Source organism: Paenibacillus sp. FSL L8-0470, from assembly GCF_038008625.1.
Taxonomy (GTDB): Bacteria; Bacillota; Bacilli; order Paenibacillales; family Paenibacillaceae; genus Paenibacillus_AQ.
The window spans coordinates 6,205,298-6,229,953 of the sequence record NZ_JBBOZM010000001.1; the positions used below are offsets into that span (position 1 = coordinate 6,205,298).

21 protein-coding genes and 1 pseudogene are annotated in these 24,656 nt (G+C 51.1%); 4 read left to right on the forward strand and 18 right to left on the reverse strand.

Features of this window, described 5'->3' with window-relative positions:
• Positions 1-46 precede the first annotated feature (46 nt).
• Positions 47-1,483 carry a S41 family peptidase gene (locus NST99_RS28270; RefSeq protein ID WP_341096136.1) on the forward strand — a complete coding sequence of 479 codons (1,437 nt, stop codon included), beginning with the start codon at positions 47-49 and terminating at the stop codon, positions 1,481-1,483.
• A gap of 111 nt (positions 1,484-1,594) precedes the next feature.
• Here NST99_RS28270 and NST99_RS28275 read toward each other — a convergent pair whose 3' ends face one another.
• Both NST99_RS28275 and lipA read right to left on the reverse strand, forming a co-directional pair.
• Complete coding sequence (locus tag NST99_RS28275; RefSeq protein WP_341096138.1) at positions 1,595-2,317, reverse strand: YutD family protein; 723 nt, start codon at positions 2,315-2,317, stop codon at positions 1,595-1,597.
• Positions 2,318-2,583: 266 nt separating this feature from the next.
• A complete protein-coding gene (gene lipA / locus NST99_RS28280) occupies positions 2,584-3,546 on the reverse strand; it encodes a lipoyl synthase (protein ID WP_341096140.1) in 963 nt (320 codons plus the stop codon).
• Positions 3,547-3,788: 242 nt separating this feature from the next.
• On the opposite strand from lipA, the gene NST99_RS28285 reads away from it, so the two are divergent.
• On the forward strand, positions 3,789-4,880 hold the full coding sequence (locus tag NST99_RS28285) for a M23 family metallopeptidase (protein ID WP_341096142.1): 1,092 nt from the start codon (positions 3,789-3,791) through the stop codon (positions 4,878-4,880).
• A 39-nt stretch (positions 4,881-4,919) separates the two neighbouring features.
• On the opposite strand, the gene NST99_RS28290 is transcribed toward NST99_RS28285, so the two are convergent.
• The 10 genes from NST99_RS28290 to NST99_RS28335 form a co-directional block, all read right to left on the reverse strand.
• The gene (locus tag NST99_RS28290; RefSeq protein ID WP_341096144.1) at positions 4,920-6,620 is read right to left on the reverse strand and encodes an alpha amylase N-terminal ig-like domain-containing protein; all 1,701 of its coding nucleotides are present in this window, start codon (positions 6,618-6,620) and stop codon (positions 4,920-4,922) included.
• Positions 6,621-6,826: 206 nt separating this feature from the next.
• Positions 6,827-7,495 carry an alpha/beta hydrolase gene (locus tag NST99_RS28295; protein WP_341096145.1) on the reverse strand — a complete coding sequence of 223 codons (669 nt, stop codon included), beginning with the start codon at positions 7,493-7,495 and terminating at the stop codon, positions 6,827-6,829.
• Positions 7,496-8,158: 663 nt separating this feature from the next.
• Positions 8,159-8,899, reverse strand: a complete 741-nt coding sequence (locus NST99_RS28300) for a glycosyltransferase (RefSeq protein WP_341096146.1) — start codon at positions 8,897-8,899, stop codon at positions 8,159-8,161.
• A complete protein-coding gene (locus NST99_RS28305; RefSeq protein WP_341096147.1) occupies positions 8,892-10,163 on the reverse strand; it encodes a hypothetical protein in 1,272 nt (423 codons plus the stop codon). Before NST99_RS28305 ends, NST99_RS28300 begins: the two co-directional genes overlap by 8 nt.
• On the reverse strand, positions 10,160-11,647 hold the full coding sequence (locus NST99_RS28310) for a hypothetical protein (protein ID WP_341096149.1): 1,488 nt from the start codon (positions 11,645-11,647) through the stop codon (positions 10,160-10,162). The genes NST99_RS28305 and NST99_RS28310 overlap by 4 nt, the downstream gene beginning before the upstream one ends.
• Before the next feature lie 122 nt (positions 11,648-11,769).
• Positions 11,770-12,903, reverse strand: coding sequence for a sporulation protein YunB (gene yunB / locus NST99_RS28315; protein ID WP_341096151.1), 1,134 nt, complete (start codon positions 12,901-12,903; stop codon positions 11,770-11,772).
• A gap of 140 nt (positions 12,904-13,043) precedes the next feature.
• Positions 13,044-13,715 carry a TVP38/TMEM64 family protein gene (locus NST99_RS28320; RefSeq protein ID WP_341096152.1) on the reverse strand — a complete coding sequence of 224 codons (672 nt, stop codon included), beginning with the start codon at positions 13,713-13,715 and terminating at the stop codon, positions 13,044-13,046.
• Between the two features lie 178 nt (positions 13,716-13,893).
• Complete coding sequence (locus NST99_RS28325; protein ID WP_341096154.1) at positions 13,894-14,754, reverse strand: glycine betaine ABC transporter substrate-binding protein; 861 nt, start codon at positions 14,752-14,754, stop codon at positions 13,894-13,896.
• 21 nt (positions 14,755-14,775) lie between these two features.
• The gene (locus tag NST99_RS28330) at positions 14,776-15,606 is read right to left on the reverse strand and encodes an ABC transporter permease (RefSeq protein ID WP_038596241.1); all 831 of its coding nucleotides are present in this window, start codon (positions 15,604-15,606) and stop codon (positions 14,776-14,778) included.
• Positions 15,603-16,802 (reverse strand): quaternary amine ABC transporter ATP-binding protein, encoded by a 1,200-nt coding sequence (locus tag NST99_RS28335; RefSeq protein WP_341096157.1) that lies wholly within the window; start codon positions 16,800-16,802, stop codon positions 15,603-15,605. Before NST99_RS28335 ends, NST99_RS28330 begins: the two co-directional genes overlap by 4 nt.
• 254 nt (positions 16,803-17,056) lie before the next feature.
• Between NST99_RS28335 and NST99_RS28340 the strand changes: the two genes are divergently transcribed.
• Together NST99_RS28340 and NST99_RS28345 are read left to right on the forward strand one after the other, a co-directional pair.
• Positions 17,057-17,614: a GbsR/MarR family transcriptional regulator gene (locus tag NST99_RS28340; RefSeq protein ID WP_341096159.1), complete on the forward strand. Its 558-nt coding sequence runs from the start codon at positions 17,057-17,059 to the stop codon at positions 17,612-17,614.
• A gap of 289 nt (positions 17,615-17,903) precedes the next feature.
• Complete coding sequence (locus NST99_RS28345; RefSeq protein WP_341097777.1) at positions 17,904-18,920, forward strand: LacI family DNA-binding transcriptional regulator; 1,017 nt, start codon at positions 17,904-17,906, stop codon at positions 18,918-18,920.
• Between the two features lie 2 nt (positions 18,921-18,922).
• Here the strand turns inward: NST99_RS28345 and NST99_RS28350 are convergent, their stop codons facing one another.
• The 6 genes and pseudogenes from NST99_RS28350 to NST99_RS28375 all read right to left on the reverse strand — a co-directional run bounded on the left by NST99_RS28350 (position 18,923) and on the right by NST99_RS28375 (position 24,615).
• Positions 18,923-19,084 carry a hypothetical protein gene (locus NST99_RS28350; RefSeq protein WP_341096161.1) on the reverse strand — a complete coding sequence of 54 codons (162 nt, stop codon included), beginning with the start codon at positions 19,082-19,084 and terminating at the stop codon, positions 18,923-18,925.
• Between the two features lie 89 nt (positions 19,085-19,173).
• Positions 19,174-20,406 carry an MFS transporter gene (locus tag NST99_RS28355; RefSeq protein ID WP_341096163.1) on the reverse strand — a complete coding sequence of 411 codons (1,233 nt, stop codon included), beginning with the start codon at positions 20,404-20,406 and terminating at the stop codon, positions 19,174-19,176.
• Between the two features lie 43 nt (positions 20,407-20,449).
• Positions 20,450-21,451 carry an ROK family protein gene (locus tag NST99_RS28360; RefSeq protein WP_341096165.1) on the reverse strand — a complete coding sequence of 334 codons (1,002 nt, stop codon included), beginning with the start codon at positions 21,449-21,451 and terminating at the stop codon, positions 20,450-20,452.
• 336 nt (positions 21,452-21,787) lie between these two features.
• Positions 21,788-22,798: a ketoacyl-ACP synthase III gene (locus NST99_RS28365; RefSeq protein ID WP_341096167.1), complete on the reverse strand. Its 1,011-nt coding sequence runs from the start codon at positions 22,796-22,798 to the stop codon at positions 21,788-21,790.
• Between the two features lie 232 nt (positions 22,799-23,030).
• Positions 23,031-23,452: pseudogene (locus tag NST99_RS28370) on the reverse strand (glycosyl hydrolase family 28 protein); the annotation flags it as partial.
• Positions 23,453-23,511: 59 nt separating this feature from the next.
• Positions 23,512-24,615: a glycoside hydrolase family 88/105 protein gene (locus NST99_RS28375; RefSeq protein WP_341096169.1), complete on the reverse strand. Its 1,104-nt coding sequence runs from the start codon at positions 24,613-24,615 to the stop codon at positions 23,512-23,514.
• Between the last annotated feature and the right edge of the window lie 41 nt (positions 24,616-24,656).

The window sequence follows — 24,656 nt, forward strand, 5'->3', positions numbered from 1 at the left end:
AGCTGTAATGCATCATCAAATATAATAAAAAAGGGCGTATGCACTTATGAAATCCGGAAAAATCATGTCGGCCGTTCTTAGCGGCTGTCTTGTGTTCTCCCTCCTCTTAGCACCTGCTGCTTCAGCGGCAGAGAGCGCACAGACCGATTCAAACACAGAAATTATTAACGAAATTATGGACTATATTGAATCCTACAACGTGGAAGGGGTAGACAAGGATACCCTGATCCGTGGTGCAATTGACGGAATGATCTATACGCTCAATGATCCTTACAGCATGTACCTCGACAGTGACGAAGCCGCTGAATTTCAACATCAGCTTGAGCTTGAATATGTCGGTATCGGTTTTTCGCTGGCGAGAAATGGGAATGAGGTGTACATTGAAGAAATCACCCCCCGTTCTCCCGCCGAACAAGCGGGTCTGAAACGCGGTGACGTTCTTCTGAAGATCAACGGTACGGGCATCGCTGATCTTGAGGCCGATCCCTTTAGCGCAGCGCCAGGCAGCAAGCTGACCCTAACCGTTAACCGAAACGGGGCGGCCAAATCCGTTAACGTAACCCTGAAAAGTATGGTAACAACCTCTGTCACCGGCAAAATTATCAGCCAGAAAATCGCTTACATCGCATTAAGCGGCTTCACGCAGAATGCCGACAAGGAATTCTCCGCTATGCTGGATAAGATGCGGGCAGCCGGGATGAAATCGCTCGTGTTGGATCTGCGCAATAACGGAGGCGGCTATATCGATGTTGCCAAGAACATTACCGCCAAGTTTATGGAATCGGGCATTATGATGTACACCTCTGACCAAAGTGGCGCTCTAACTCCGGAAATTATAAAAGGTGGCAGTAAAATCGGCGTGCCTGTCGTCGTCCTGACGAATGAGAACTCCGCCAGTGCCTCCGAAGCCCTGACCGGTGCTCTGCGCGATAATAAGCTCGCGACTATCGTCGGTACCCGCACATACGGCAAAGCCAGAATTCAAAACCTTGTGCCCGTATCCAACGGCGGGGAACTGAAGCTCACGACTTTAAAGTACCTGACCCCGAACAAGGAGGACTTTAACCAGATCGGCCTGAAGCCGGATATTGAAGTCCAAAGCAAAACCGCGCAGCTGATTACCGCCCTGCAAATTGCTGGAATGACCAACATTACAGCGTCCGGAGATAACCATATTCTGAACATCAATGGAAGTCCTTTTGCCGGAAATGTCGGTCTCTTGAAGCAAGGGGACAAGGTTTATGCTTCGGCACGCGTGCTGGCAACCCTTGTCGAGAGCGATGTTGCCTGGGATGCAAAGAACAAAAAAGTGCTTGTCACGAACGGAGCCGGCAGCATCTCCAGCTTCGCCTTGGCCTCCAAAGAAGCCCTGTCCCAGAATGATGAGACCTACATTGAACTCAATGCATTCAAAAAGAAGTTCCCTGCGCTAACCTGGAGCTACGACGCCGCACTCAAACAATTGAAATTATCCGTTAAATAGCGGATTATATCGCACAGCAGAAACAAAGGATGCCCTGCAGCCATGTATGTATGGCGAGGGGCATCCTTGTTTTGTACCAATCCCAGAACAGAAGACAGTTGCCGCCTTTGCTTAGTTGGAAGAATTCTGGGGCGGGTTCTGCGGGTTCTGCGGGTTCTGCGGGCTTTGTTGGTTCTGCTGCTGTCTGCCCTGAAAATCTTTATTGCCTTTTTTGTCTTTATTCCGGTGGTTCCGGCTTTGATGTTCCCGCACAGGTCTATCCTTAGACGAATGATCCCTGCCGTTTCCGCCAGTACCCTTGTCGCGGGCCGGGTTAGGGTAGGAAGATTTCGATTCCCGCTGCTCTTTAATTACAGCATCCGGTTCGGCAGGCTCTTGTTCAAGGTCTTCCTCCAGCACCGGCTCCGGTATTTCTTTAATCAAGATATCCTTGAATGTACCTTCCTTCGGCTGCTCTTTCAATTTGTGCAGAACAAAATAGGCACAGCCGAAATTGCAGTATTCATTAATGTAATCCACCATGCCAGAAATAGCTGTATCCCGGTTCACCTTCGGATGGTTGTCCCGGTAAAAGCCTTTCAGACGTAATTGGCTGTATCCCCAGTCACCGATAATATAATCGTAACGGTCCAGCACCTCGCTGTATCTCCCGCGAAACGCCTCCGGATTCCAGCCGTCCTTATGATCCAACATGAGCTCGTAGCCTTTTCCACCTATAACGATCAAGCGTGTGTCGCCTGCCTTTCTTTTGCATAATGGGAGCGGGGGCGTTGATAAGCCGCCGTTCCGCGGAATTTCGAATTTCCGGCCGCTGTTGTTGTCCGATTTCTTCATTTTAAACCGCCATGCGGTTGAAATCGGACAACAAAGGCGAACGCTGGCGCTCCTCCAATTTCGAAATTCAGCTCCACGGCTCCATCAACGCGTGATGGGGTGGACCTACAACATTAACCCAAGGGCCTCTGATCACCTACGGCTCACAATCGGCCCTTTTCCCTCTAAAACCTTAAACCTAAACCTTAAAGACTAAAGACTAAAGACTAAAGACAAACCCTATGACTCCGTCACGAAGGCAATTTTATTTCCCTAAATTTTAATTATTACTGTGAAACTGAACGCTCCTCACGGGCTTTCGCAGCGGACTTGACCTGCTCATGCGCACGATAAGAGCTGCGGACGAGCGGGCCCGCTTCTACATGACTGAAGCCCCGGTTCAGTCCTTCTTCCTTGAGCAAAGCAAATTGCTCCGGCGGATAATATTTCTCCACATTTAAATGCTTAGGGGAAGGCTGCAGGTATTGCCCTAATGTCAATATATCACAATCTGCCGCCCGCAGATCATCCATCGCCTGAAGTATTTCGTCCCATTCTTCTCCTACGCCTAGCATGATGCTGGATTTGGTAGGAATATCTGGTTTGATCTCCTTCGCCCGGCTCAGCAGCTCCAGAGAGCGGCGGTATTTGGCTCTGGCCCGCACACGGTCCGACATCCGCTCTACCGTCTCTATATTATGGTTCAGGATGTCCGGGCGGCTGTTCATTACAATTTCCAGGCTGTCCCGGTCTCCGAGAAAATCCGGGATCAGTACTTCCACACTGCATAGCGGAAGACGTCTTCGAATAGCAGCAACAGTCTCGGCAAAAATCGCCGCACCGCCATCCTTCAAGTCATCGCGGGCCACGCTTGTCACCACACAATGGTTAAGCTTCATGCCTTCTGCAGCTTCAGCAACACGCTCCGGCTCCAGCAGGTCAAGCTCCGTGGGCAGACCTGTATTCACGGCACAGAAACGGCAGGCCCGTGTACAAATGTCTCCCAGGATCATAAATGTAGCCGTACGGTTCGCCCAGCATTCATAAATATTGGGACAACGTGCTTCTTCACATACGGTATGTAAAGTTTTGGATCGCATCATGCCTTTAATATCCTGATAATTATCACCGGTCGTTAACTTGATTTTAATCCATTCCGGCTTGGGTTGTTTGGCTGTTCTATTAGTCAAAGTGGTGAACCCCGCTTTCGCCTGAATATAAGTTCCATTGTTAAAAAGTTGCTGCCTCATATTATAGCATGTGCCATTGGCATTTGCCTGTTTTTGTGAAATACAGCTTGCAAGCTTGATTGCTCTGTACTTCAGACAGACGGCTGCTCTAGCTGCAGGGTATTTTGTTCAAACTTGGCAGCTTTAGACAAGTACGGATAAAAACATCCCTTTTGCTTCAAATTAAAAGAAAATAAGTGCATCTGTCAATACCTGTCCGATGTATTATACAATTCCACGGCGGAACTTAGGAGGTTATTATCATGCTGGCCCCATTCAGAAATTATAGAAAAGTGATCACCGTATCCTGTTTGTCGGCTGCCCTATTGCTGTCGGGCGGCGGGGAAGCGGCTGTTGCGGCTGCCACCCGGGGGCATAACCCCCCGCCCGTCAAATCCAGCGGCGTTCCTGCCGGCAGCAAGGTGAATGTTGAGACTGCACGCAAGGAGCTTTATGAGCAAATGAGTGCTGCTACCGGCATTCCCTGGTTCAGATTCGCTGCGATTGACCAGTATGAGCGGACGATTGCTAAGAAGAAGGGAAGCACGGAAGTGTCCGCTTCTTCCCGTCTTACCAGCATCACCATTCCTGCACCGGTATGGTCCGGTCCGCTGAATCCGGATCAGGCCGATAAATCGCCTGATTCCATCAGCTTCTTCGGCGGTTTCGGGCAGGACGGGTCCGGGGACGATCTCGCCGATCCCACAAATGATGCCGACGTGCTCTACAGCATGGCACGTCACCTTCTGAATTATGGAAACTCTGTGAATGACTTCAATATTGGAGTTTGGGAGTATTATCATAATGGCCGCGCGGCCCAGCGGGTGGCGCAATTCTCTAAGCTGTATGAGCATTTCGGACGGCTCGACCTGTCAGGCAGCGCTTTTCCGCTGCCCGTCGGAACGTTGTATGCCTACCGCAGTACATGGGGCACCGGCAGAAGCTGGGGAGGTGCGCGCATTCATGAGGGAACGGATCTGTTCACCCCGCATGGAATGACTGTGCGCAGCACCTGCTTTGGAGTAGTGGAGACGAAGGGATGGAACCGCTTTGGCGGCTGGAGAATAGGCATTCGCGATATCGAGAACCGGTATCATTATTACGCCCATTTGGCCGGGTATGAGAAATCCATCTCCCGCGGAGATATCGTCACACCCGGGCAAACTCTTGGCTGGGTCGGCAGCTCGGGGTACGGCAAACCCGGAACTCAGGGCAAATTCCCTCCCCATCTGCATTACGGCATCTACCGCGACCGGGGAATTACAGAGTGGGCCTTCGATCCTTATCCTTTGCTCAAGCAATGGGAGAATCAGGAGTACCGGACACTTAGGAAAAATAAGAAAAACAAATCATGAACCTGAGCCCGGCCTTGCAATTTCATCCGCACCGTTCGGCTAGTTCAACATCAGGCAGCCGAACGGTTCAATCTCCACAAGAATCTGTTTGGCATTCCGGATGGTCCTTCCACTCAACAAGTCGGTCAGTTCATTTGGGTCAGGGCGGAAACTGCTCAGCTCAAGCTGATAATGATTCGGGGAGTTGTTGAGAATCAGCCCTATTGGGTCCTGATCACCCTGCCGCACAAAGCCGAGAACATTACGCGCCTCATCAGTGAACCAGGGACGGAATGCGCCTTTTTGCAGGACGTTATGTGCTTTCCGCAGGGCAATCAGCTCCTTGTACCAATTGCGAAGTTCCTCATTCTGCTCCTGCCTGTGCCAAAGCATCGGTCTTCTGCAATGCGGATCGGTGGCCCCTTCCATTCCGACTTCATCTCCGTAATATATCATTGGCAGGCCAATATAGGTCATCTGAAAAAATATAGCCTGCTTCATCCGCTGGAGGGCCGTACCCGCCCGGTTCCAGCCGCGGCCGCCTTCCTTGCAGGCTGTCAGAAACCGCTGGGTATCATGGCTGCCAAGCAGCTGGAACATTGCCGAGTTAGCCTGATCATTGCAGAGTGCTTCGATATGGAGCAGCTGCTCCATGAACCGCTGCGGGCCCGTGGATTGTTCCGCAAAAAATTCCAGCACCGCATCACGCAGCACATAATTCATCCCGCCATCAAACTGGTCACCCCTTAACCACGGACCGGACGCATGCATGATTTCCCCAATCAGCAGCAGTTCGGGAAATTCATCCTTCAGTTCGCGGCGGAACCGGGACCAGAACAGCGGATGGACCTCATTGGCCACATCCAGACGCCAGCCGTCAATTCCCGCTTCACGAATCCAATGCTTGGCCACACCGAGCATATAATCAGCAACTTCAGGATGATTCATATTCAGCTTGGGCATCTGGGCTTCGGCCTTTGCAAAGGTCTCATAGGTTGGAACCGGAGACTGCTCAACCGGATAGGAATGGATAAAGAACCAATCCTTATACCGCGAATTCTCCCCATGTTCAAGCACATCTCTGAAAGCAAAAAAAGTATCGCCGGAATGGTTAAACACAGCATCAAGCAGCACCTTGATCCCGTGACGGTGTGCCTCAGCGACGAGCTCCTTGAGATCCTCTGCTGTACCAAAATCAGGATCAATCTTGTAATAGTCCGATGTATTATATTTATGCTCTGAAGGAGATTCAAAGATAGGTGTCATGTAGACGGCGGTCACGCCGAGTTCCTGCAGATAGGGTATTTTTTCTGTAATTCCCTGCAGTGTTCCACGGTTATAGCTGCTGGGATATATCTGATAAACAATGGCTCCGCTCGTCCATGAAGGCAGCTCCAGCGCCTGGTCGGCATGCAGATAAGCGTATTGAAAAGACCCGGCACGTTCGCGGTTTTGGGACTCTCCCCGTTCTCCGTACCATGTATAATCACCCGTAGGATTTTTTACATAGAACAAATATCTGCATTTGCCGGTTTCCGTCCGGATTACCGCCTCATGAATCTCATAGGCACCGGCTGAACCGATTTTCTCCATAGACTGTGGTTGTTCACTGCCCGGGGAATCATAGCGGTCGGAGTGAACCACAGTACAGCTTAAATGCTGTCCGGCAGGCACAAACAGCCGCAATTTCAGGGCTCCCGGTCCAGCGGGAAAGGCAAAAGGATCTTCTGACGTATGGTACAAAAACCAGTGGTTTGACATTTTTTCAGTCTCCTTTTTGTTATCATTCCCGGAATTTTCCGGACAAACTCAACCGTTAGGGAAACCGGTTTCCCTTTAAAAATTACCATGCACTATATACGTTGTCAATGCAAATCAACTCTGATAAATAAGAAAGAGCCTGCTTCACACTAATCGGTGAAAGAGGCTCTGCAAGCCGCGCTTGATATATTATTTCCACACACTATTCAGGAAACCCCTGAGCGCTCGATAAACTGGAGTACTTCGTTCATGATCCGCTCACTATCATCGCAATGGCAAACCATATGACCGCTGTTCTCCACCATCAGCACCTGTTTGCGGCCGGAAGGAATGGTCTGCTGCAGGTAACCGGCGCTTTTGGTCTTCACCAGATGATCTCTTCTGCCCTGCACGATCAAGGTCGGAATCTCGATGCGCGGATAGACCTCAAAGCTTTCGCGGACCAGCCGTTGAAACTCCCGGGTGGCCTTCGCCGGCGTCGAGCCGAATTTGCTGAAATAATTTCTGAGCATGGCTGGGCTGCCCAACGTTCTGAGAATCTCAAGCACGTTCAGCGGAAACACAGGCGCCGACAGCAGCGTAAGCGACTTAATCCGGGTTTGGTATTGTACCGAAAGATGGGAAGCGATCAACGCTCCGGTAGAAAAACCAATAAGATGAACGCTCTCCGTCTGGTTCAGCAAACTCTTTAATTCATCTTCGGCACTTTGCCGCCAATCATGCCTGTCCGAGTGAAGCAGATCTTTTCTGCTGCCGCCGTGCCCTTTAAGCGTGAAGGTCCTGGAATGGTAATTATGCTGCTCCATAAACCGTGACAACGGAGAGATTTCGTGTTCTCCCCCGGTGAAGCCATGAATAAACAAACAGCTATCCATAACCATCCCTCTTTTCGTTTAGATTTTTTTAAAGCTATATAGATTGAACTTATAATTCTTCTATTTTGGGATTGGCCGTGACTCCAGAGAATGTTTGGACTTTCGGCCGCTGTTAGGTTTCGATTTCCTGAATTTAACCGCGAATCGCGGTAGAAATCCAAACCTAAAGGCGGACGCTGTCGCTCCTACAGTTCCAAAATTCCCCTCCACCACTTTTCCCTACATGTAATTCTCAAGTTCAATCTATATAGGTTTATATGTATCTGCCTTATTTTAACCATTTTAAGAAAAATAAACCTTAACGTCCAATCGTTAAGGTTCACTTCATCATTATGTCATTAATAATATTCTCCTATTATGCCGTTTTAACCGGCTTGTTTGGGAATCTGCGTATTTTGCTATGTTAACCCAGTCATCCTCTTCAATCCACCATATTTTATCCGTACAGGCTGTGTTCTAGCTAGGATGGAAGCAAAAATGTTTAAGACCCAGACGACGGTTTGGGTCTTTTTACGGGTAAGCCTGCTGTTCCTATTCTATGAAGAAAGGATGAATAACTTTGCCTAACTTTAGTTCGTTTCAGTCCAATCCGGATAATTTGCGCACGCTTATTTTCGGCCGGGACCCCGTCTCACTTAATGATCTTCCCCTTACTACGGCTGTTTACGTGCCGCGCTTTTCTTTCCACTCTATTACACGGGGATTCTCATCCAGAATGGAACGGTATTGCTCCAGACTCCCCCATTTCCCCTCAGGATCAAGCTCCAGATAACGCTCGTATTTCTGCCGGAGCTCTTCCGGCGGCACAGCCCAGCCGTAATGCTTCACACGCAGTTCGGCTAGAAAACCCGGCAGGATGGCGTAGGAAAGCGGGAGCCGGGGAACATGATGATCCATCCGGGGCGAAAAATAATGAAAATGCGGCAGATAGCGGACCAGCGTGCGGGTATGCTTCATGTGAATATTCCAATGTTCATCCTCACGGTAATGGGTAGTTCCGCCCCAAAAATCATACAGGCGGAAGGCTACCCAGTCGTAAACATCCTGATCAATAAGGCGCCGCATCTCCCGCTTCGCCTCTTCCTCGTAGAATTCATCGGCATCGACAGATAATAGCCAGTCTGGTCCGGTGGACACCGCCAGATCCCAGAGCGTCTGCCGGAGCACCCATTCCCGGCTGAACAGCGAGCTTTCCAGCGTCACCAGCTTTGACACCTTGGCGAAAGAATTGCACAGCCGCGCCGTACCATCCGTACTTCCGTCATCGACAATGACGATATCGTCTACAAAATCGCTCAGTTCCTCAAGCACCCGCTCCAGATGTCGCCCGCTCTCATTGCGCACCTGCATCATCGCGGTCAGCCGGTTGCCGGAGGATTTGCGCAGAGGTTCACGGTTACTCATCTACTCTCCCCCTCAGTCGTCCGACTGCCTCTTCCAGATCGGCCATTTCGGCAAACAGTGGCCGGGCTTGATGGTCTGCTCCGGCCGCCCGCAGAAAGCTGCGGATGGCGGCATGCCGCCTGCCATGCAGCAGATGCAGCGTACCTTCGATCACCGGCAGCTGCTGGCTTGCCGCCGCCGCGCCTTTTGCTGGAGGTGACGTTGCCGCAGCATTACCTACCCCCGCATCGCTGCCGGCTTCCATTTCACGCTGGAGCTGCAGTGCTTTTTCCCATTGATAGGTTTCAATGTAGTTCAGCAGCAGCAGCAGTTTCGCCTCCGTATAGGATGAACCGGACAAAATTATGATCGCCGCCGCCGAATCCTCGTTCACACGGCAGATTTCCGCCTGAAGCAGCTCTTTTTGGCCATGGTCCAGCCAGTTCTGCATCTCCGCTGCCCTCGCCCTTTCTTCGTCTGTAAAGGCTGTAATGGCATACTGCGCGGCAGCAAGCTCCAGATGGCCCTGCTTGGCTTCAATAGCCGAGAAAAACCGGTAATGGGAATGCAGACAGTCCGTATAATCATGCAGCAGCATCAGCTCGAAGGATTGCGTCAAATACCGGGAGGCCGCCTCGTCCCCAAGCAAATATAAATAGGAGGCTGCCAGATAATGCACGGTCGGCTGATCGGGCAGCTTCTCGCACATGGACAGATAGAAATCCGCACGATGCCGCCGCTGGATATCAAGCCAAGACACAGGCGATCCTGCGGATGGCTGCCACAGTTCTCCCAGCGCTCTCGTCCATATCGCTTCATAGCCGGAGAGAAAGAACAGCCCGTCTCCCCGGCGGATGATTCCATACGATAAGGGACTGTCCCCGCTGAGATAGACGACCCCGTCTCTGCGCAGATTCTGCTCCAGATATAGCCGTTCTGAAGCGGTGGCCACCAGATCGGCTCTGGCAGCAAGCAGCGCGCTGTATTTGTCCCACAGTCCGCTGTCTTCGCCTTCGGGACAAGCTTCCAGTAGTGCCACGGTATAGGCTGGCTCCAGTGTCATTACATCCGGCAGCCAATACGGGGAGGAGACGAGCACCGTGTATTCCTTGGCATTCAGCTTGTAAATCTCCGCCAGGCTCAAGGAATGGATGTCATATTCCTCCTGCTGGCCCGGTGTCATTCCCCCCGCAAACAAAACTTCCCCGCGGTCTGACAGGAGGTCGAGCAGCCTCTTATATTTATAAGCCTCCCAGGGAACAGAACTGAGGATAAGATAGTTCATAGCCGTCCCCCTCCGTTACTCGGGGATGGCGATATTTCTCCGCCGCGAAGCCCGGCAGTATACCCTATAGTCAGCTTTTCTGCGGGAACGAGCTGCAGGCTGCGGCGGGTCGGCTCCTCCCGCCGCCCAATTCGGCCAGGCATAATTCCGCCCCGGTGGGCGGAATGCTCAAGCGGAAGAAACAGCGGAAGACCTCCGGTCAATGGCCCCTGCAGCTCATCTTCCTGGCTCACCACAATATCGGTTGAACCCTGCCGCACAGCCTGCACAATTCTCTCCACATAACGGTGGTCATATTCTGCAGAAGCGGACAAATACACTACTGCTTCGCTTTCGTAGAGTGCGGATACATTCTCCAGCGCATGCAGCCAAGGTTTTTCTCCCTGTACCGTAATCACTGCGTCCCTCTCCTGGACCGGAAATCCGGAAGCAACATCGTTTGCACTGTCTCTGATCCATACCCAGCGGATATTGTCATAACTCTGTTGTTCTTGCAGCAACTGACATCGCTTAAGCGATGTTTCCGTGTTCCACTTCTCTTCAAAATAAACAACCGCTGTCACCAGTGGAACGATCACGGAAGAATGGCCGAGCGGTATGGCGGGCTGCTGCGGATAGACGGAAAGCTCCGCAGGTACCTGGAGACTTCCTCCACTCCCAGAGACGCCGGGCAAATTCCATTTGGCGCAGTACGCCCGCCTGCCTTCCTCTTCAGCCCCTTGGTCTATGCCATTCAAAGAATAACTTCCGTCTTCAAGCGGATGAAGCGTGTGAACATACAGAGCATCACTGAGCGCGAGCCTTCTCCCCAGCTGCCGGGCCCGCAGGCACCAATCGGCCACCATTAGGCGCCGCTGGCGGAGCGATGCATCGAAACCGCCCACCCTGAGCAGCAGCTCCCGGGTGAAGAGCAGGCAGGCACCGCTCAGCACATCCACACTACGCCATTCGCCTTGCCGCCGAAGCCGGGTATGGCTTACGTATGCGGACAGTTTAGAAAAATCGTCAAACAGCTGCAATTCCCTGCCTTCCGCTTCTTCCGTAGAGGAACGCGGGGCAACTACCCCGACAACCGGATCATCAATGGCCGGCCAGAGCAGATCTGCGAGCCAGCCTGCAGTAACCATGACGGAATCCTGAAGCAATACGACAAATAAGGTCTCGGCATATGCCAAGGCCTCATTCACCCTATACTCCCCATTCCTGTAGGGGAGAAAAGACACGGCATGTTCTCCAGAGAACTGCTCCGAGAGGGGCAGCAAAGCAAAATCCTCTTCCAGCGGAACGCCAATCACACGGACGCCAGGGCCGGAATGCAGCAGCAGCAGCCGCAAGCATTCTTCCGCCCACGCGGCACAGCGCAGTTCAACCACAATTGTTATTCCGTCTATTACCGGAAGCGGCAGTAATCCTTCACGCTCCAGATAGCTGTATCTTCCGGCCAGACGCTCCAAGCGGACAGAATCCATAGAATCATACGGCATCAGGCTCACACTCCATTAGTTAAAACTTTGCTAACTATAGTGTATGAACGCTACGCGGTGATATCCCTGTTCCATTGGCGGATTTTTCCTGATTATCCCAAATTAAATCCAATTTTCCTAAGCTATTCGCCGCCGCCTTCCGTCTCCGCTCCGCCATTGCCTGCGTTTCCGGCATTGCCGGAAGTATTGCTGCCCGCGGGCGGATCATTCGTGCTGCCGCTTTGCGGATCTTTGCTCTCGCCGCTTTCATCAGTATCTGAACCGCCCTCGCCCTCGCCCTCGCCCTCGCCAGCTCCGCTCTTCTCCCCGCTTGCCTGCGGAGCCGGAATGGCAATGCCCGGTGCGTTATTTCCATTCTCACCGACTGGCTGGCCTTGATTGTCGTAATAGTACATCGGAACATCGCCGACAACCATCAGATAAGATACGGGAATTTCCGTATCCACCACCTGCGGCTCCATGTCGAACGGAATGACGACCGCAACCTCAGTGACAACATGAATGAAGACCTCAACCAGAATCATATTAATTCCGGCATTTTTTTGGCGGGTGTTCAGCTCTACTTTAACTGCACCCTGCGGTTCGATCTTGATCGGCACATCCGGCCCGAAGGAAGCGATGAGCGGACTGCCCAGCGCCTGGCCGAGCGGGATATGCTCCGTCTGATTATGCAGCTCCTGCAGCGTGGACTGAATGACCTCCGCAGCCTGCGAGGTAATCCGCATATGCTCTCTATAATTGAGCATAAAGCCCGATATTTTGCCTTCCTTATCCGTCTTCCAGTCAATCAGCGCTTCGGCATCTCCTGCATCGGCCACCTGTGAGGTAATCGCCTTGTTGATCGACTCCGTGGCAATTTGCTTCACCCGGATTTGCGCCAGATGAATAATCGGCGGCTTTAAATGCTGCTCGACATAACGCAGCCCTTGAAGCACCGCCAATATCAGCAGCAGGCTTAGGATGATCCAGAAGCGGCCCCGTCTGCGCGGCTTTTGCGGCTTCTGGACGGAAACGGAAACCGCCTTCTTCCGCTCTCCTCCTCCGGAGAAGCTGAACCTGCTCCCCCGTCTTTTTGGCGAGAACCGCGCTCCTTGTCCAGCGGCTCTGATTCCCGGCTTGGCCGGTTTCGCCTTAAACGCGGGGCTTCGCCCGGCCGGTCTTGGCATGCTGCCCAAGCTGAATTTCGGCAGCCGCACCCGCAGGCGCAGGCTTGGCATAACTGCCCTGCGGCTTCCCCATTTTTTTATTCTGCCCATGAGTCTAAGTCCCCCCTGCATTCCTGCGGTCAAGCCGCCGCCCCTTACTATAGCTATTCGGGAAGAGGACAAAAAAGAAGAACGCCTCTCACGGTGCGAAGTACCGTGAGAAACGTTCATGTCCATAATTCCTAAAGCTATCACTGCATCCGGCTCCGCTTATCCTCCTGCAGATGGCCCCAATGCCGCCGGATAAAGATACCCAGCAAAATAATAATAAAAACCGCATACCAGGCAAGAAATCCGTTCCATTCCTCTCTGGGGACAACCAGTGAAGAGCCGATCGTTCCGAACAGCCAGATGAAGGACAGATTGCCGAGCACCGTACCCCAAATATAAGACGAGGCTTTGATCGGCGAGACCGCCGCCATGAAATTGATTACGTTGCTGGGAACAATCGGAATGGTGCGAAGCAGCACCAGCGTCCAGATGCCGTAGCGGTCCAAATAACGCTGCCACTTGTCATAGCGCTTCAGCTTGGATCTCCATTTCTCGTCGAACCAGCCATAGAGGTACCGCCGGAAGAGAAAATACACGAGTATAGCGCCTAAATTACAAGCCAGCCAGCTGACCAGCATGCCGCCGATCACATGAAACTCGGAGACATGCAGAACAATCAATATCGCCAGCGGAAAAAATCCGAACAAACTCTGCAGAATCGTAAGCGGAATCGTCGCTAACAGAATATACGGCCCGTTCAGCCCAAGACTTTGCAGCAGCCAATCAATCCAGCCGTTTATGACCTCCGTCATGGAGCCGTCCCCTTTCGTGACTCCTTTCAGCATCAGCTCCGCTGAGTCCTTATAAATCACTAATTCTTCAAGAAAAACACCCCTTACGGGGTGTTTGTTGATGATCCTGCTAAAGAATGTGTTATGGCGGGAACAATGTCCGGCTACAGGTTACAAAATTGTAGCCTTATGTTGGCCTAATCATAGCACACATCTTAACCCGCTGCAAAATGACTCTGCAGTACCGGCACAGTTATTATTATTCTGCAGCAATCCAAGTATTCACTTTATCCTCATTCGCTTCTACCCAGCTCTTGGCAGCATCCTCAGGCGATTTCCCGGCTTGAATCTCCACCATAACCTGGGCCATTTCCTCAGGTGTCCAAGTGAACTTATCGAGGAAGTTGTACACCTCCGGCATATCTTCCTTCAATCCTTTTCGTATCATAGTGTGAATCTGCTCTGCTCCGCCATATACGTTTTTGGGATCTTCCAGATACTTCAGATCCATATTAGCGAACATCCAGTGCGGCGTCCAGCCCGTTACTACAATCGGCTCATTATTGGTATATGCCTTCTCCAGTTCTTGAACCATAGCGGCCGACGAGCTTTCCAGCAGCTTATAATCACTCAGTTTATAGTCAGTGAGCGCCTTTTCGGTGGCCATCATAATTCCTGCTCCGGGTTCAATCCCGATAACCCGGTTGTTCAGCGCTGCTGCCATTTCCGGATTGTTCAAATCCTCAATGGAGTTGATGTCCATATAAGTGGGAACAACCAGACCTGTCTTGGTTCCTTCCAGGTTGGCCCCGAGATCCTCTATATCTTTTCCATACTGCTCCAGGTAGGAAGCATGGGTGCTCGGCAGCCAGGCAGCTACCATTCCATCTGCACTTCCATCCGCAACCCCGGCCCACATCGGTCCAGCATCAACCTGAAGCATTTCCACCTTCGCATCCAGCTTGGACTCCAGAACCTCTTTGACTACATACGTGCTGGCAATTTCCGAATCCCAGGCCACATATGCCAGCTTCACAGATTTTCCTTCACTTGATGAACAGCCGGCAATTGCAAATACCAGCAACGCCGTCAACAGCAATCCGAATCCTTTTTTCTTCATCTAAATAAAACACTCCCGTCATTATTGTTTAGGTTTAACCAGCTTCTGCGTCAAACGGTCAAGCAGGATCGCTATAATTACAATGGCAATCCCTGCTTCGAAGCCTGCGCCAGTCTTAGCCTGTGATACCGCCCGGTATACATAGGCCCCTACCCCTTGTGCGCCGATCATCGACGAAATGACGACCATCGACAGCGACAGCATAATCGTCTGATTAATGCCGGCCATAATCGTAGGCATAGCAATCGGTAGCTGCAGCTTAAACAGCTTCTGGCCCGCCGTCGAACCGAACGCATCCGCAGCCTCTACGAGTTCCGGCGACACCTGGCGTATCCCCAGGTTCGTCAGACGAATCGTAGGTGGAATAGCAAATATAATAGAAGCAATGACTCCGGGAACTACGCCAAGCGAGAAAAAGGATACCGCCGGCAGCAGATACACAAATGCAGGCATCGTCTGCATGAAGTCCAGTATCGGAGTCACAATATTTTGAACAGTCTTACTTTGCGCGCAAAACACGCCAACCGGAACACCAATCAGCACAGCAAGCAGTGATGCAGTAAGCACAAGGGCCAGGGACTGCATAGAAGGATCCCATAGACCCAGATTGTCGATCAGCAGCAGCCCGATCACTGCGAATAAAGCCATCCGCCATTTGCCGATCCAGTAAGCCAAGGCGGCGATAATCACCGTGAGGACGATAGCCGGAAGGAAGGTTAAAGCCGCATCGATTCCGTCCACCATGCCTCCAATAACCGCATGAATGAGATCAAAGAACGGCCCGAAATACGTAGTCAGCCAGTCCTCCAGCCATTCAATCCCCTTGCCTATAGGTAATTTAGGTAAATTCATGAACCGATGCCTCCTTCCGGTACCGCATTGCCTGCAAGGGCGGAAAGTACTGCCCCTTTAATCACAATGCCCTTTAGCTTATCCTCTTCATCCACTACCGCAACCGGCAGATGTGTCTCAGACATCAGCTCGAACAGGTCGTTCAGCAGCGTGTCCGGACGTACACGGGGAATTTCACGGACCATCACTTCAAGAATGCTTTTATTCTCCTTGAGTGCCTCCAGCGCTTTCTCTGCCGTAAGTACACCTTGCAGCTTCATTTCATTGCTCGCCACATAGAGGCTGGATACGCCGCTGTCCCGCATCAGCTGAAGCGCAACACGCGGACCGCGCTCCGGCCGGATCATTTCCGGCTGGCGCATCACATGCGCAGCTGTCAGGACTTTTGACAAGTCTACATCCTCCACAAACCGCTCCACATATTTGTTTGCAGGCTGAATAAGGATCTCTTCCGGAGTGCCGATCTGGACGATCACACCATCCTTCATCAAAGCAATCCGGTCACCGATCCGCAGGGCCTCATCCAGGTCATGCGTAATGAATACGATCGTCTTCTTCACTCTTGCCTGCAGCTCCAGCAGCTCCTGCTGCATATCCTTGCGGATCAGCGGATCAAGCGCACTGAAGGCTTCATCCATCAGCAGGATATCCGGGTCATTGGCAAGACCGCGTGCAAGACCCACACGCTGCTGCATGCCTCCGCTCAATTGATCAGGGCGGTGGTCCTCCCAGCCTTTAAGTCCTACAAGCTCCAGTGCCTCCATGGCAAGCCGGGTTCTCTCTTTTTTCTCCACACCCTGTACTTCAAGACCATATTCGGCATTAGCCAGCACCGTGCGATGCGGAAACAATGCAAACTTCTGGAAGACCATGCCGATATTTTTACGCCGGAACCGGCGCAGCTCTTCAGGATTCATTTTGACCACATCATTGCCTTTAAAAAAGACCTGGCCCCCTGTGGGCTCAATCAGACGGTTCAATAAACGGACTAGCGTGGATTTGCCACTGCCTGACAAACCCATGATGACAAATATTTCTCCTTCTTTGATGCTGAATTCAGCCTTGTTGACACCAACCGTCAGCTTGGCCTCACGGGCAATCTTCTCTTTAGACCAACCTTGTGCTAGTAATGGAAGTGCCCGTCCCGCATCATGACCGAATACTTTGGTAAGTTCTTTTACCTCTATAATTGCCATGGTGACCTCCTTCTTCCCCTTATATTTCACGTTTGTGCTTCTCAACAAGTGTAACGGAGTTGTGAAAAGCGACGCAAAGTGCATATTCGCTAAAAAATTAGTGTACAGTTTTAACTTTACATACTTTACGTATAGAATACTCTGTTTTACGCCATATTCCGTTCTGCATGAATTCTTTACTTATTGCAGCAGATTTGATTACAATACATTGGAGAGGTTTGCAGTTTATTAGCCTAATCCTCAGGAGGGACATCATGAACGATTTAGAAGGGCTTCCGCCCGAGCAAATAGAGAAAATCAGCAAGGTCCGCGAGCGGGTCATTGATTCCATTGGCAAAAATATGGATTTGTACGGGATCACCCTATCCATTGGGCATTTATACGGTTACATGTACTTTAATCAAGGCCCCGTAACGCTGGACGAGCTAAGCCGTACAATGGGAATGAGCAAAACATCCATGAGTACAGGAGTGCGCACCTTACTTGACCTGAAGATGATCGACAAGGTGTGGGGAAAAGGAACCCGAAAGGATCTGTTCGAGGTCGTTCCCGACTGGCATCAGAATTTCAGTGATTATTTTTCAATTAAATGGAGAAAAGCCGTAGAGGGAAATATGTCCGCACTGGCTAAATCGCTTGCTGAAATCAAACAAATAAAAACCGAATATGCTGACAATCCGGATATTGAGAAGCTCCTGAATACAGATGAAGCAAAGATTGAAGAAGCCATTAAGTACTACCGCTGGCTGCTGAAGCTGATTGAAGCCCTGGAAACCGGCAAGATATTCGACTTCATTCCCAAAGAAAAGTAAACACGGAGCGTGAGCTCCCTGCTGCTCCGCATAATAAATACGGCCATGGCCCCGCAAAGGGGCCATGGCCGTTTATTATTTACTATTTGCTGCGGATTTATAAATGTAAATCCAGGCCGAAATCGGTTTCGGAAATAACAGCTGCGGATTGACTTGTACCAACAAGTTTAATAGACTAGGAATAACTGATTTTCGCAACGGATAAAGTGTTATCGATGGACCAAAACCGCAGTATATCAGTCGTTTTCCCAGAATTCATGATCAGTCGGAGGGTGGCTTTACCATGCAAATGAATATTAAGAAAATTGCCGAAATGGCAGGTGTCTCCGTCTCAACGGTCTCGAAAATCATGAATAATTACAGCGATGTTTCGGAAAAAACGAAACAGCGGGTGCTGGAGATTATCGAACAAACCGGATATTCCCCCTCGAATTCTGCGAAAACACTGGCCACCAAAAAGTCGAGTCTGATCGGGGTCATTTTTGCCGGTGAATTTAATGTCGAATTTACCCATCCCTTTTTCATCGAGGTGCTGAACTCCTTCAAGAAACAGATGGGTGTGCTGGGGTACGATCTGATTTTTTTCTCCAACGAGAAATTTATCAGCAGCGGTGATTATTTCGCGCGCTGCCAGCATTTTCATGTGGACGGCTGCGTGATTATCTCCGGGCAGAAGATGGAGTCCTCGATCCGCGACCTTGATATGAGCAGCATTCCCTGCATCGGTGTAGATTTGGAGCTTAAGGGTAAAAAATCGGGATATGTGATGTCGGACAACTATCAAATCTCCTCCAAGGTCGTGGAGCATTTCTATCTGCTTGGCTACAGGGAGCTTGGCTTTATCGGCAGTACGGCGGATTCAGATATTTCCAACCGGCGGGAAGCAGGGTATATCAAGGCAATCGAAGATTTTGGTCTGGTGATGAATCCCACGTGGTTCGTACATGGAGAGGATTTCTTTGAAGCCAGCGGTTATTCGGCCATGCAGACGCTCATCGGGAAAGGCCGCCTGCCGCAAGCGGTCTTTGCCGCTTCCGATTTGCTGGCACTTGGGGCCATCCGCGCCTTGAAGGAACACGGACTGCGCATCCCTGAAGATATCGCCATCATCGGCTGTGACGATATTGAGGCCTGCAAATACACCAGTCCTACGCTGACAACGATCCGCCAGAACAAAGAACGGCTTGGCGTACTTGCGGCTCATATGCTGTTCGATCTAATTAACAATCAATCAGAAGGCGGTTCGTTTGTCGTTGAACCGGCGCTAATCGTCCGCGAATCCTGCGGCAGCCGGTTGAATGCTTAACCTCACCAATCCTCTTTATAAGCCCCGTGTTCGAATTCGTCCTTAAACTTTTTGTCCCTCTCTGCCGCATGTTTCTGCACCGAAGGAGAATTGACAATTTTACGGACGATCCAATACAACACTATAAGAAATACGATACCAAACAAGATTTCGATCACTAGCAATAGTCGTGCCTCCTTTGTCTTATAGATTAAAAGCTTGAACAGCTTTTACCTATAAGAATAATCATACCGGCTGATCTCTTGCACCCGGCCTACGCTTCTGACCGGCTTCGTTTCAGGACCCGGTTCACCTGCTCTGAACTCAGCATCATCAATAGCAAAAACGCCAATACGATGGCCGGAAACAGGCTGATGCTAATTCCGGAAGCAATCAGACCAAACAATGGGGGCAGCAAGGTTGTTCCTGTATAGGCAACTGCCATCTGGTACCCCATTAATTGCGCGGAGTTCTCTTTGCCGAAACGGGCCGGTGTTTCATGAAGCAGCCCGGGATATATCGGCGCAAGCCCCAGCCCGATCAGGATGAGTCCAACGAGGGTCATAACGTCAGGCAGTGGAAGCAGCAGCAGCAATCCACCTAGGGCAGCTGTAAGCTGACCCGCCAGAATCAGCACCCGGTTGCTGATCTTTAGGGTCACAAATCCGGTAATCAATCTGCCGATGGTGATTCCGCCATAGTACATAGAAATCCAGCCTGCGGCTAATTCGGCTGACACCTCTCTTGCCCCTACTAAATAGCTGGCCCCCCATAACCCTACTGTGGATTCGACACCGCAATAAAACAAGAATGCGAGAAGCGAGAATTTAACGCCCTTGAGGCGAATGGGATGAACCTTCTCTTTGGCAGGCGGGGAAGATATGCCGGTTCTACTCCCCTCGAGCCCGTCAGACTGGGCTTCGTTCGAATTCACAACCTCTGCAGCATGATGCAGCTTCGCTACCCGCTTCCATAACGGAAGGGTGACAAGCAAAATGATTACCAGACCCAACTGGATGATCGAAACGGCCGAATAGCCTTCTCTCCACGAATTGTGGTTCGCCATATAATAGGACATGATCATCGGCCCCGCCGTCGCACCGACACCCCAAAAACAATGCAGCCAGCTCATGTGGTGGGCTTTGTAATTATCGGCTACATAATGGTTGAGCGCAGCATCTACCGCTCCGCCTCCAAGTCCCAGGGGAATGGCCAGAACCGCCAACCAAACCAGTGAAGGCGCAAAGGAAAAGCCCAGCAGCGCACCAGCGGTCATACAGCAGCTGATCAGGGTAATCGTCCCTGTGCCCAGTTTTTTAATGATGCTGCCGCTTACCAGACTTGAGACGATGGTCCCTCCGGCAATGATCATAGAGATGAGACCTGCCGATCCAAAGGGAGCGCCGATTTCCAGATGCAGCACCGGCCAGGCCGATCCCAGCAACGAATCAGGAATGCCCAAGCTGATAAATGAAAGATAGATAATGATTAGAAACCAAGTTGCCATAGTTATGTTTCTTCCTCTCTGTGATTTCCCGGATAACAGGGCATCAATTGCCCCAAATATCAGGCTCCAGCTGCTTTAAGGTTAGCCAGCGCATCCCTGCCTCAAAGTCTTCATGAAATGAATCAAGCAGAATGATGCTCGGCATGGAAGGCATTGCATGCTGAGTTCTGTACAATTCCCAAGCGCTGCCCCAGGTTTCCTCATCCATCAGGCTCTGGTAAATAACAATTTCATCCGGAGCAAGCACAACATTCACCGTATGAATAATCGTGCAGGCTGCCTCAATAAACACCTCAGGCTTGACCGGATTGTTCCAGTCCACCTCCACCGGAAGAAACTTAATTTCACCAGCCATGCCGTCCTTGCCCTTCACTACACTCCCGTTCAAATAAATCCCCATGCCAGGAGGATAGGATCTTGGAAAATATACACCAAGCACACATTGATTATCATCTTTCTCGGTTCGGGAACAGTACCCGCTGATCGCAGCATTCACATCGTTTTCCAACACAACCGGCAATCCAAATTGCTCCTGTATAACTTCGCTCAATCTTACGCCTTTCAGCTGGTCATGACTGCTTACTTTGATTTCCCCATTGACTGACTGGCCGGGAATACCGATCCCAATCACCTTGATGGTAGGGTGTTTCGACAAATATTGCTCAATCAATTTAAAAAACCGTTCAAGATTGAACAGCGGTATGCCGTATTCTTCCTGCTCTATAATCTCATCCCCTAAATTAATTACTGTCACAACAACTACATCCTCACCCTGCTTCTCATTCATATGAATGACCAGCGCCAGGCTAAATCCGTAATTGTAGCGGTAAGTAAGCGCAGGTCTGCCCCCATTGGATGGGACCGTTTCGTCTTCCGACAATTCACCGAGCTGAACCAATTCCTTGACCAGTGAATTAATAGTAACCACGCTTAGCTTGGTCAAAACTGCCAGCTGTGACTTAGATCCCGTTCCAATCTGCTTCATGGCCTGCCGCACAAGGTTGAGATTAATATCTTTGATTAAATAACCGTTAGCCTTCTCCATAAGTATCCTCCGACATATAATAAAGTCACTTAATAAACCCTGTTTAATTAGTATGCAGCGAGTAGTCTGTCCTTGTCAAGACTATAGGGGGCAAGTGGAGATCTGAACACAAATGCGGCAAATTCAAATGCACTTATGCCTCAAATTTCACCCAGCAGTCCAGTTGTACTGTGCAGAATACTAACAATGTTCCTGACACTTTTACTCAGCAGAAGTAACCGAGCCGGTGTATTATCCGTTTCAGCGAGAAATAGAAGGATAATTTATAGCTTGAAGCATTTAAATTCTAATATTTCAATAAAAACAGCCGCTTCCTGGGAAGACGGCTGGTACCTGTTAAAGCTGCGCCGGAAGCTCGACCTGCGGGTCCAGTGCCAGCTTTAGAAGTTGACCTGCATGGGCCAGACCCGCGCCGAATCCGTACAATAGAATCTGCTGGCCATTCAGCACTTTGCCCTCGCGGACACCCAGGTCCAGGGCGAGTGGTATGCTTGCGGCCGACGTATTGCCGAAATATTCAAGGCTGTACAGTGCCTGCTCAAGAGGATAATCCAAGCGCTCACAAATGGGCTCGATCATCCGCAGGTTGGCGCTGTGCGGAATCAGCCAGTCCACTTGCGCAAGCTCTGCCCCCGCATTTTTAAGCACCTGCTGGATGCCTTGGGGTACGGTTCTTACCGCCCAGCGGAAAACCTCCCGGCCATTTTGCACCAGCTTGCCTGAATTCATCAGTTCAATCCCGTTCACCTTATGCGACAGGCCCGTGCGGTACACATGATGTGCTCCGCCGCCGTCACTGCCCAGATGGAAGCCGAGGAAGCTGTCCTCGGGCTCATCGCTCTCCACAAGAACCGCCCCGGCCCCATCCCCAAAAAGGATACAGGTGCTGCGGTCGGTATAGTCTGTAATTTTGGACAGCGCATCTGCCCCAAGAACCAGAACCTTGCGGTGCAATCCTGATGCGACATAAGCGTGGGCCGTATGCAAGGCATAGACAAAACCTGCACAGGCGGCACTCATATCGACAGCTCCGGCTGTAAGCGGAATCCCAAGACGGTGCTGAATTATGGATGCTACAGAAGGAAAAGAAAAGTCAGGCGTGCTGGTAGCCACAATAACCATATCCACGTCCCCGGCAGACTTGCCATAACGCTTCAGCAGATCCTGCGCGGCAGAAACACATAAATCACTGGTATATTCATCTTCACGGCTGATTCTCCGCTCGCGGATTCCGGTTCGCTGGACAATCCACTCATCGTTCGTCTCTACCATCTGTTCCAAATCGCTATTGGTTAGCCTCCGGACTGGCACATAAGATCCAATCGCTGTAATTTTCGCACCCGCCAATGAAATCACCTCATTAATAGTATCTGGTATTAGTACTTGGTACTAATTATATGCGATACCTGCTTATATTGCAAAGGAAAAAGCCGTAAAGTAAATATTTCCCTGGACTCTCCGAAGATCAAAAAAAGAACTATGGCCCAAAAGGGCCACAGTTCCTAGTAAACCTATTGAACAAAAGGTAAAGGTAAGCAGCAGCATAGCTTAGGTACAGCACCGTGAACCTTCCGGTGTAAGAGATATTGTCGATCGTCACATTGCTGCAGCAGATCGGATTCACCATCCAGCTCGGTGAGTTCAGCAGCATTACATCCTTGATCGTAACCCGGGTGCAGTTGTTAGATCCGATCAGCGTTGGACGGGGATACTCCAGCGCCTCCGGGTGATTCCGGTGCTTGTTCCACCAGGGGGCGCCATTGCCCTCCAGAGTTCCGCTTCCGGTAATGGATACATTCACTAGATCCTCCCCGTAAATGCAGGACGCATGCACTTGCCGTTTCACGCCTTCCCATCTGGATTCCACAGCCGGAAAGTCCCGGCCGGGATAACTACCGTTCCGCCGCCGTCTCTGCTCGCAGCCGCAATGGCATCCGCAATAGCTCCCGTTGCCGGCACTGGACTATCCCGCAGCGCTCCGTAATCCGCAATGTTATACATGGGTCTCCCTTCCTCCCGAGCAGCGCTCCAACCGCTGCAGAGCTTCCCGCTTCATCCTCTTACATTCTGTACAAAGACTCCATCTCCACACAAGCCATGACGAGCGCCCCCACTCCATGCAGATCATTGCTGACCTTAGGCCGGGTGACATAATTCTCATAGTCGCCCGCCGAAGTGCCGATGCAGATATCCGGCAGGATCACGCGGCCCTGATCATCCTGCTGAAGCACCGAGATCAGGCCTTCATAGCCTTTTTGGGCTGCTGTCACCGCTGCTGCTTCTTCAGTAGCCAGACCCAACTTCACCGCTTTGGCGATGGTGTAGACGAACAGGCAGGACCCCGACGTTTCCAGCCAGTTATCCGGCTCATCGCCCTTATCCACGACCTGGTACCACAGTCCGCTGTCCTTATCCTGATAACGGATCAAGGCCTGCACGAATTCGCTCAGCGCAGCAGCCAGCTCCGCCCGGCCCGGTTCATCCGCCGGCAGCAGGTCCAGAAATTGCGACAATGCCAGACCGTACCAGCCCAGGGACCGGCTCCAGAACTCGGGAGAGCAGCCCGTTTCGGGATGGGCCCAAGGCATCCGCCGGCTCTCATCCCAGGCATGGTACAAGAGGCCGGTAGCTTCATCCTTCATATATTTGCGCATCAGCTTCTCTTGATGCAGCACGGTTTGCCGCAAGCCGGCTTCCCCGTAAGCATTAGCATATTTCAGCGAGAAGACTCCAGCCATATAGAGCCCGTCAAGCCACATTTGATAAGGATACTTATCCTTGTGCCAGTATCCGCCTTCGGCGGTTCTGTTTACTGTCAGCAGCAGATTTCTCAGCTTATCGGCAGCCGTCCGGTACTTGCCCTTGCCGGTCCGTTCATGCAGTGTGAACAGCAGCAGTCCTGCCTGAACCGCATCCAGCTCATCGCGGGCAAAATAGAAATTGCCCTGATCATCCACCAGATCATCCACATATTGACCGATGTACTCCAGATAGCGGTCCTCCCGGACAGCTTCCCAGAGCAGCTCCATCCCGCATAGAAACACGCCTTGATGGTAATGCCAGCGATGTGCAGGAGGAAGCTCTCCCGCTTGATAAGTATCCATTAAAGAGTCACAGGCTTTTTTTGCCCATTCCATGGGTGTTTTCGGCAGACTGCCAATCATCTTACTACCCCTTCCAACATAAGAATACCTGTCCTTTGGCG

Excerpts from the sequence above, each read along its gene's own strand:
- NST99_RS28270 (WP_341096136.1), top strand. The coding sequence starts at position 47 with ATGAAATCCGGAAAAATCATGTCGGCCGTTCTTAGCGGCTGTCTTGTG.
- NST99_RS28275 (WP_341096138.1), bottom strand. The coding sequence starts at position 2,317 with ATGAAGAAATCGGACAACAACAGCGGCCGGAAATTCGAAATTCCGCGG.
- lipA (WP_341096140.1), bottom strand. The coding sequence starts at position 3,546 with ATGAGGCAGCAACTTTTTAACAATGGAACTTATATTCAGGCGAAAGCG.
- NST99_RS28285 (WP_341096142.1), top strand. The coding sequence starts at position 3,789 with ATGCTGGCCCCATTCAGAAATTATAGAAAAGTGATCACCGTATCCTGT.
- NST99_RS28290 (WP_341096144.1), bottom strand. The coding sequence starts at position 6,620 with ATGTCAAACCACTGGTTTTTGTACCATACGTCAGAAGATCCTTTTGCC.
- NST99_RS28295 (WP_341096145.1), bottom strand. The coding sequence starts at position 7,495 with ATGGATAGCTGTTTGTTTATTCATGGCTTCACCGGGGGAGAACACGAA.
- NST99_RS28300 (WP_341096146.1), bottom strand. The coding sequence starts at position 8,899 with ATGAGTAACCGTGAACCTCTGCGCAAATCCTCCGGCAACCGGCTGACC.
- NST99_RS28305 (WP_341096147.1), bottom strand. The coding sequence starts at position 10,163 with ATGAACTATCTTATCCTCAGTTCTGTTCCCTGGGAGGCTTATAAATAT.
- NST99_RS28310 (WP_341096149.1), bottom strand. The coding sequence starts at position 11,647 with ATGCCGTATGATTCTATGGATTCTGTCCGCTTGGAGCGTCTGGCCGGA.
- yunB (WP_341096151.1), bottom strand. The coding sequence starts at position 12,903 with ATGGGCAGAATAAAAAAATGGGGAAGCCGCAGGGCAGTTATGCCAAGC.
- NST99_RS28325 (WP_341096154.1), bottom strand. The coding sequence starts at position 14,754 with ATGAAGAAAAAAGGATTCGGATTGCTGTTGACGGCGTTGCTGGTATTT.
- NST99_RS28330 (WP_038596241.1), bottom strand. The coding sequence starts at position 15,606 with ATGAATTTACCTAAATTACCTATAGGCAAGGGGATTGAATGGCTGGAG.
- NST99_RS28335 (WP_341096157.1), bottom strand. The coding sequence starts at position 16,802 with ATGGCAATTATAGAGGTAAAAGAACTTACCAAAGTATTCGGTCATGAT.
- NST99_RS28340 (WP_341096159.1), top strand. The coding sequence starts at position 17,057 with ATGAACGATTTAGAAGGGCTTCCGCCCGAGCAAATAGAGAAAATCAGC.
- NST99_RS28345 (WP_341097777.1), top strand. The coding sequence starts at position 17,904 with ATGAATATTAAGAAAATTGCCGAAATGGCAGGTGTCTCCGTCTCAACG.
- NST99_RS28355 (WP_341096163.1), bottom strand. The coding sequence starts at position 20,406 with ATGGCAACTTGGTTTCTAATCATTATCTATCTTTCATTTATCAGCTTG.
- NST99_RS28360 (WP_341096165.1), bottom strand. The coding sequence starts at position 21,451 with ATGGAGAAGGCTAACGGTTATTTAATCAAAGATATTAATCTCAACCTT.
- NST99_RS28375 (WP_341096169.1), bottom strand. The coding sequence starts at position 24,615 with ATGATTGGCAGTCTGCCGAAAACACCCATGGAATGGGCAAAAAAAGCC.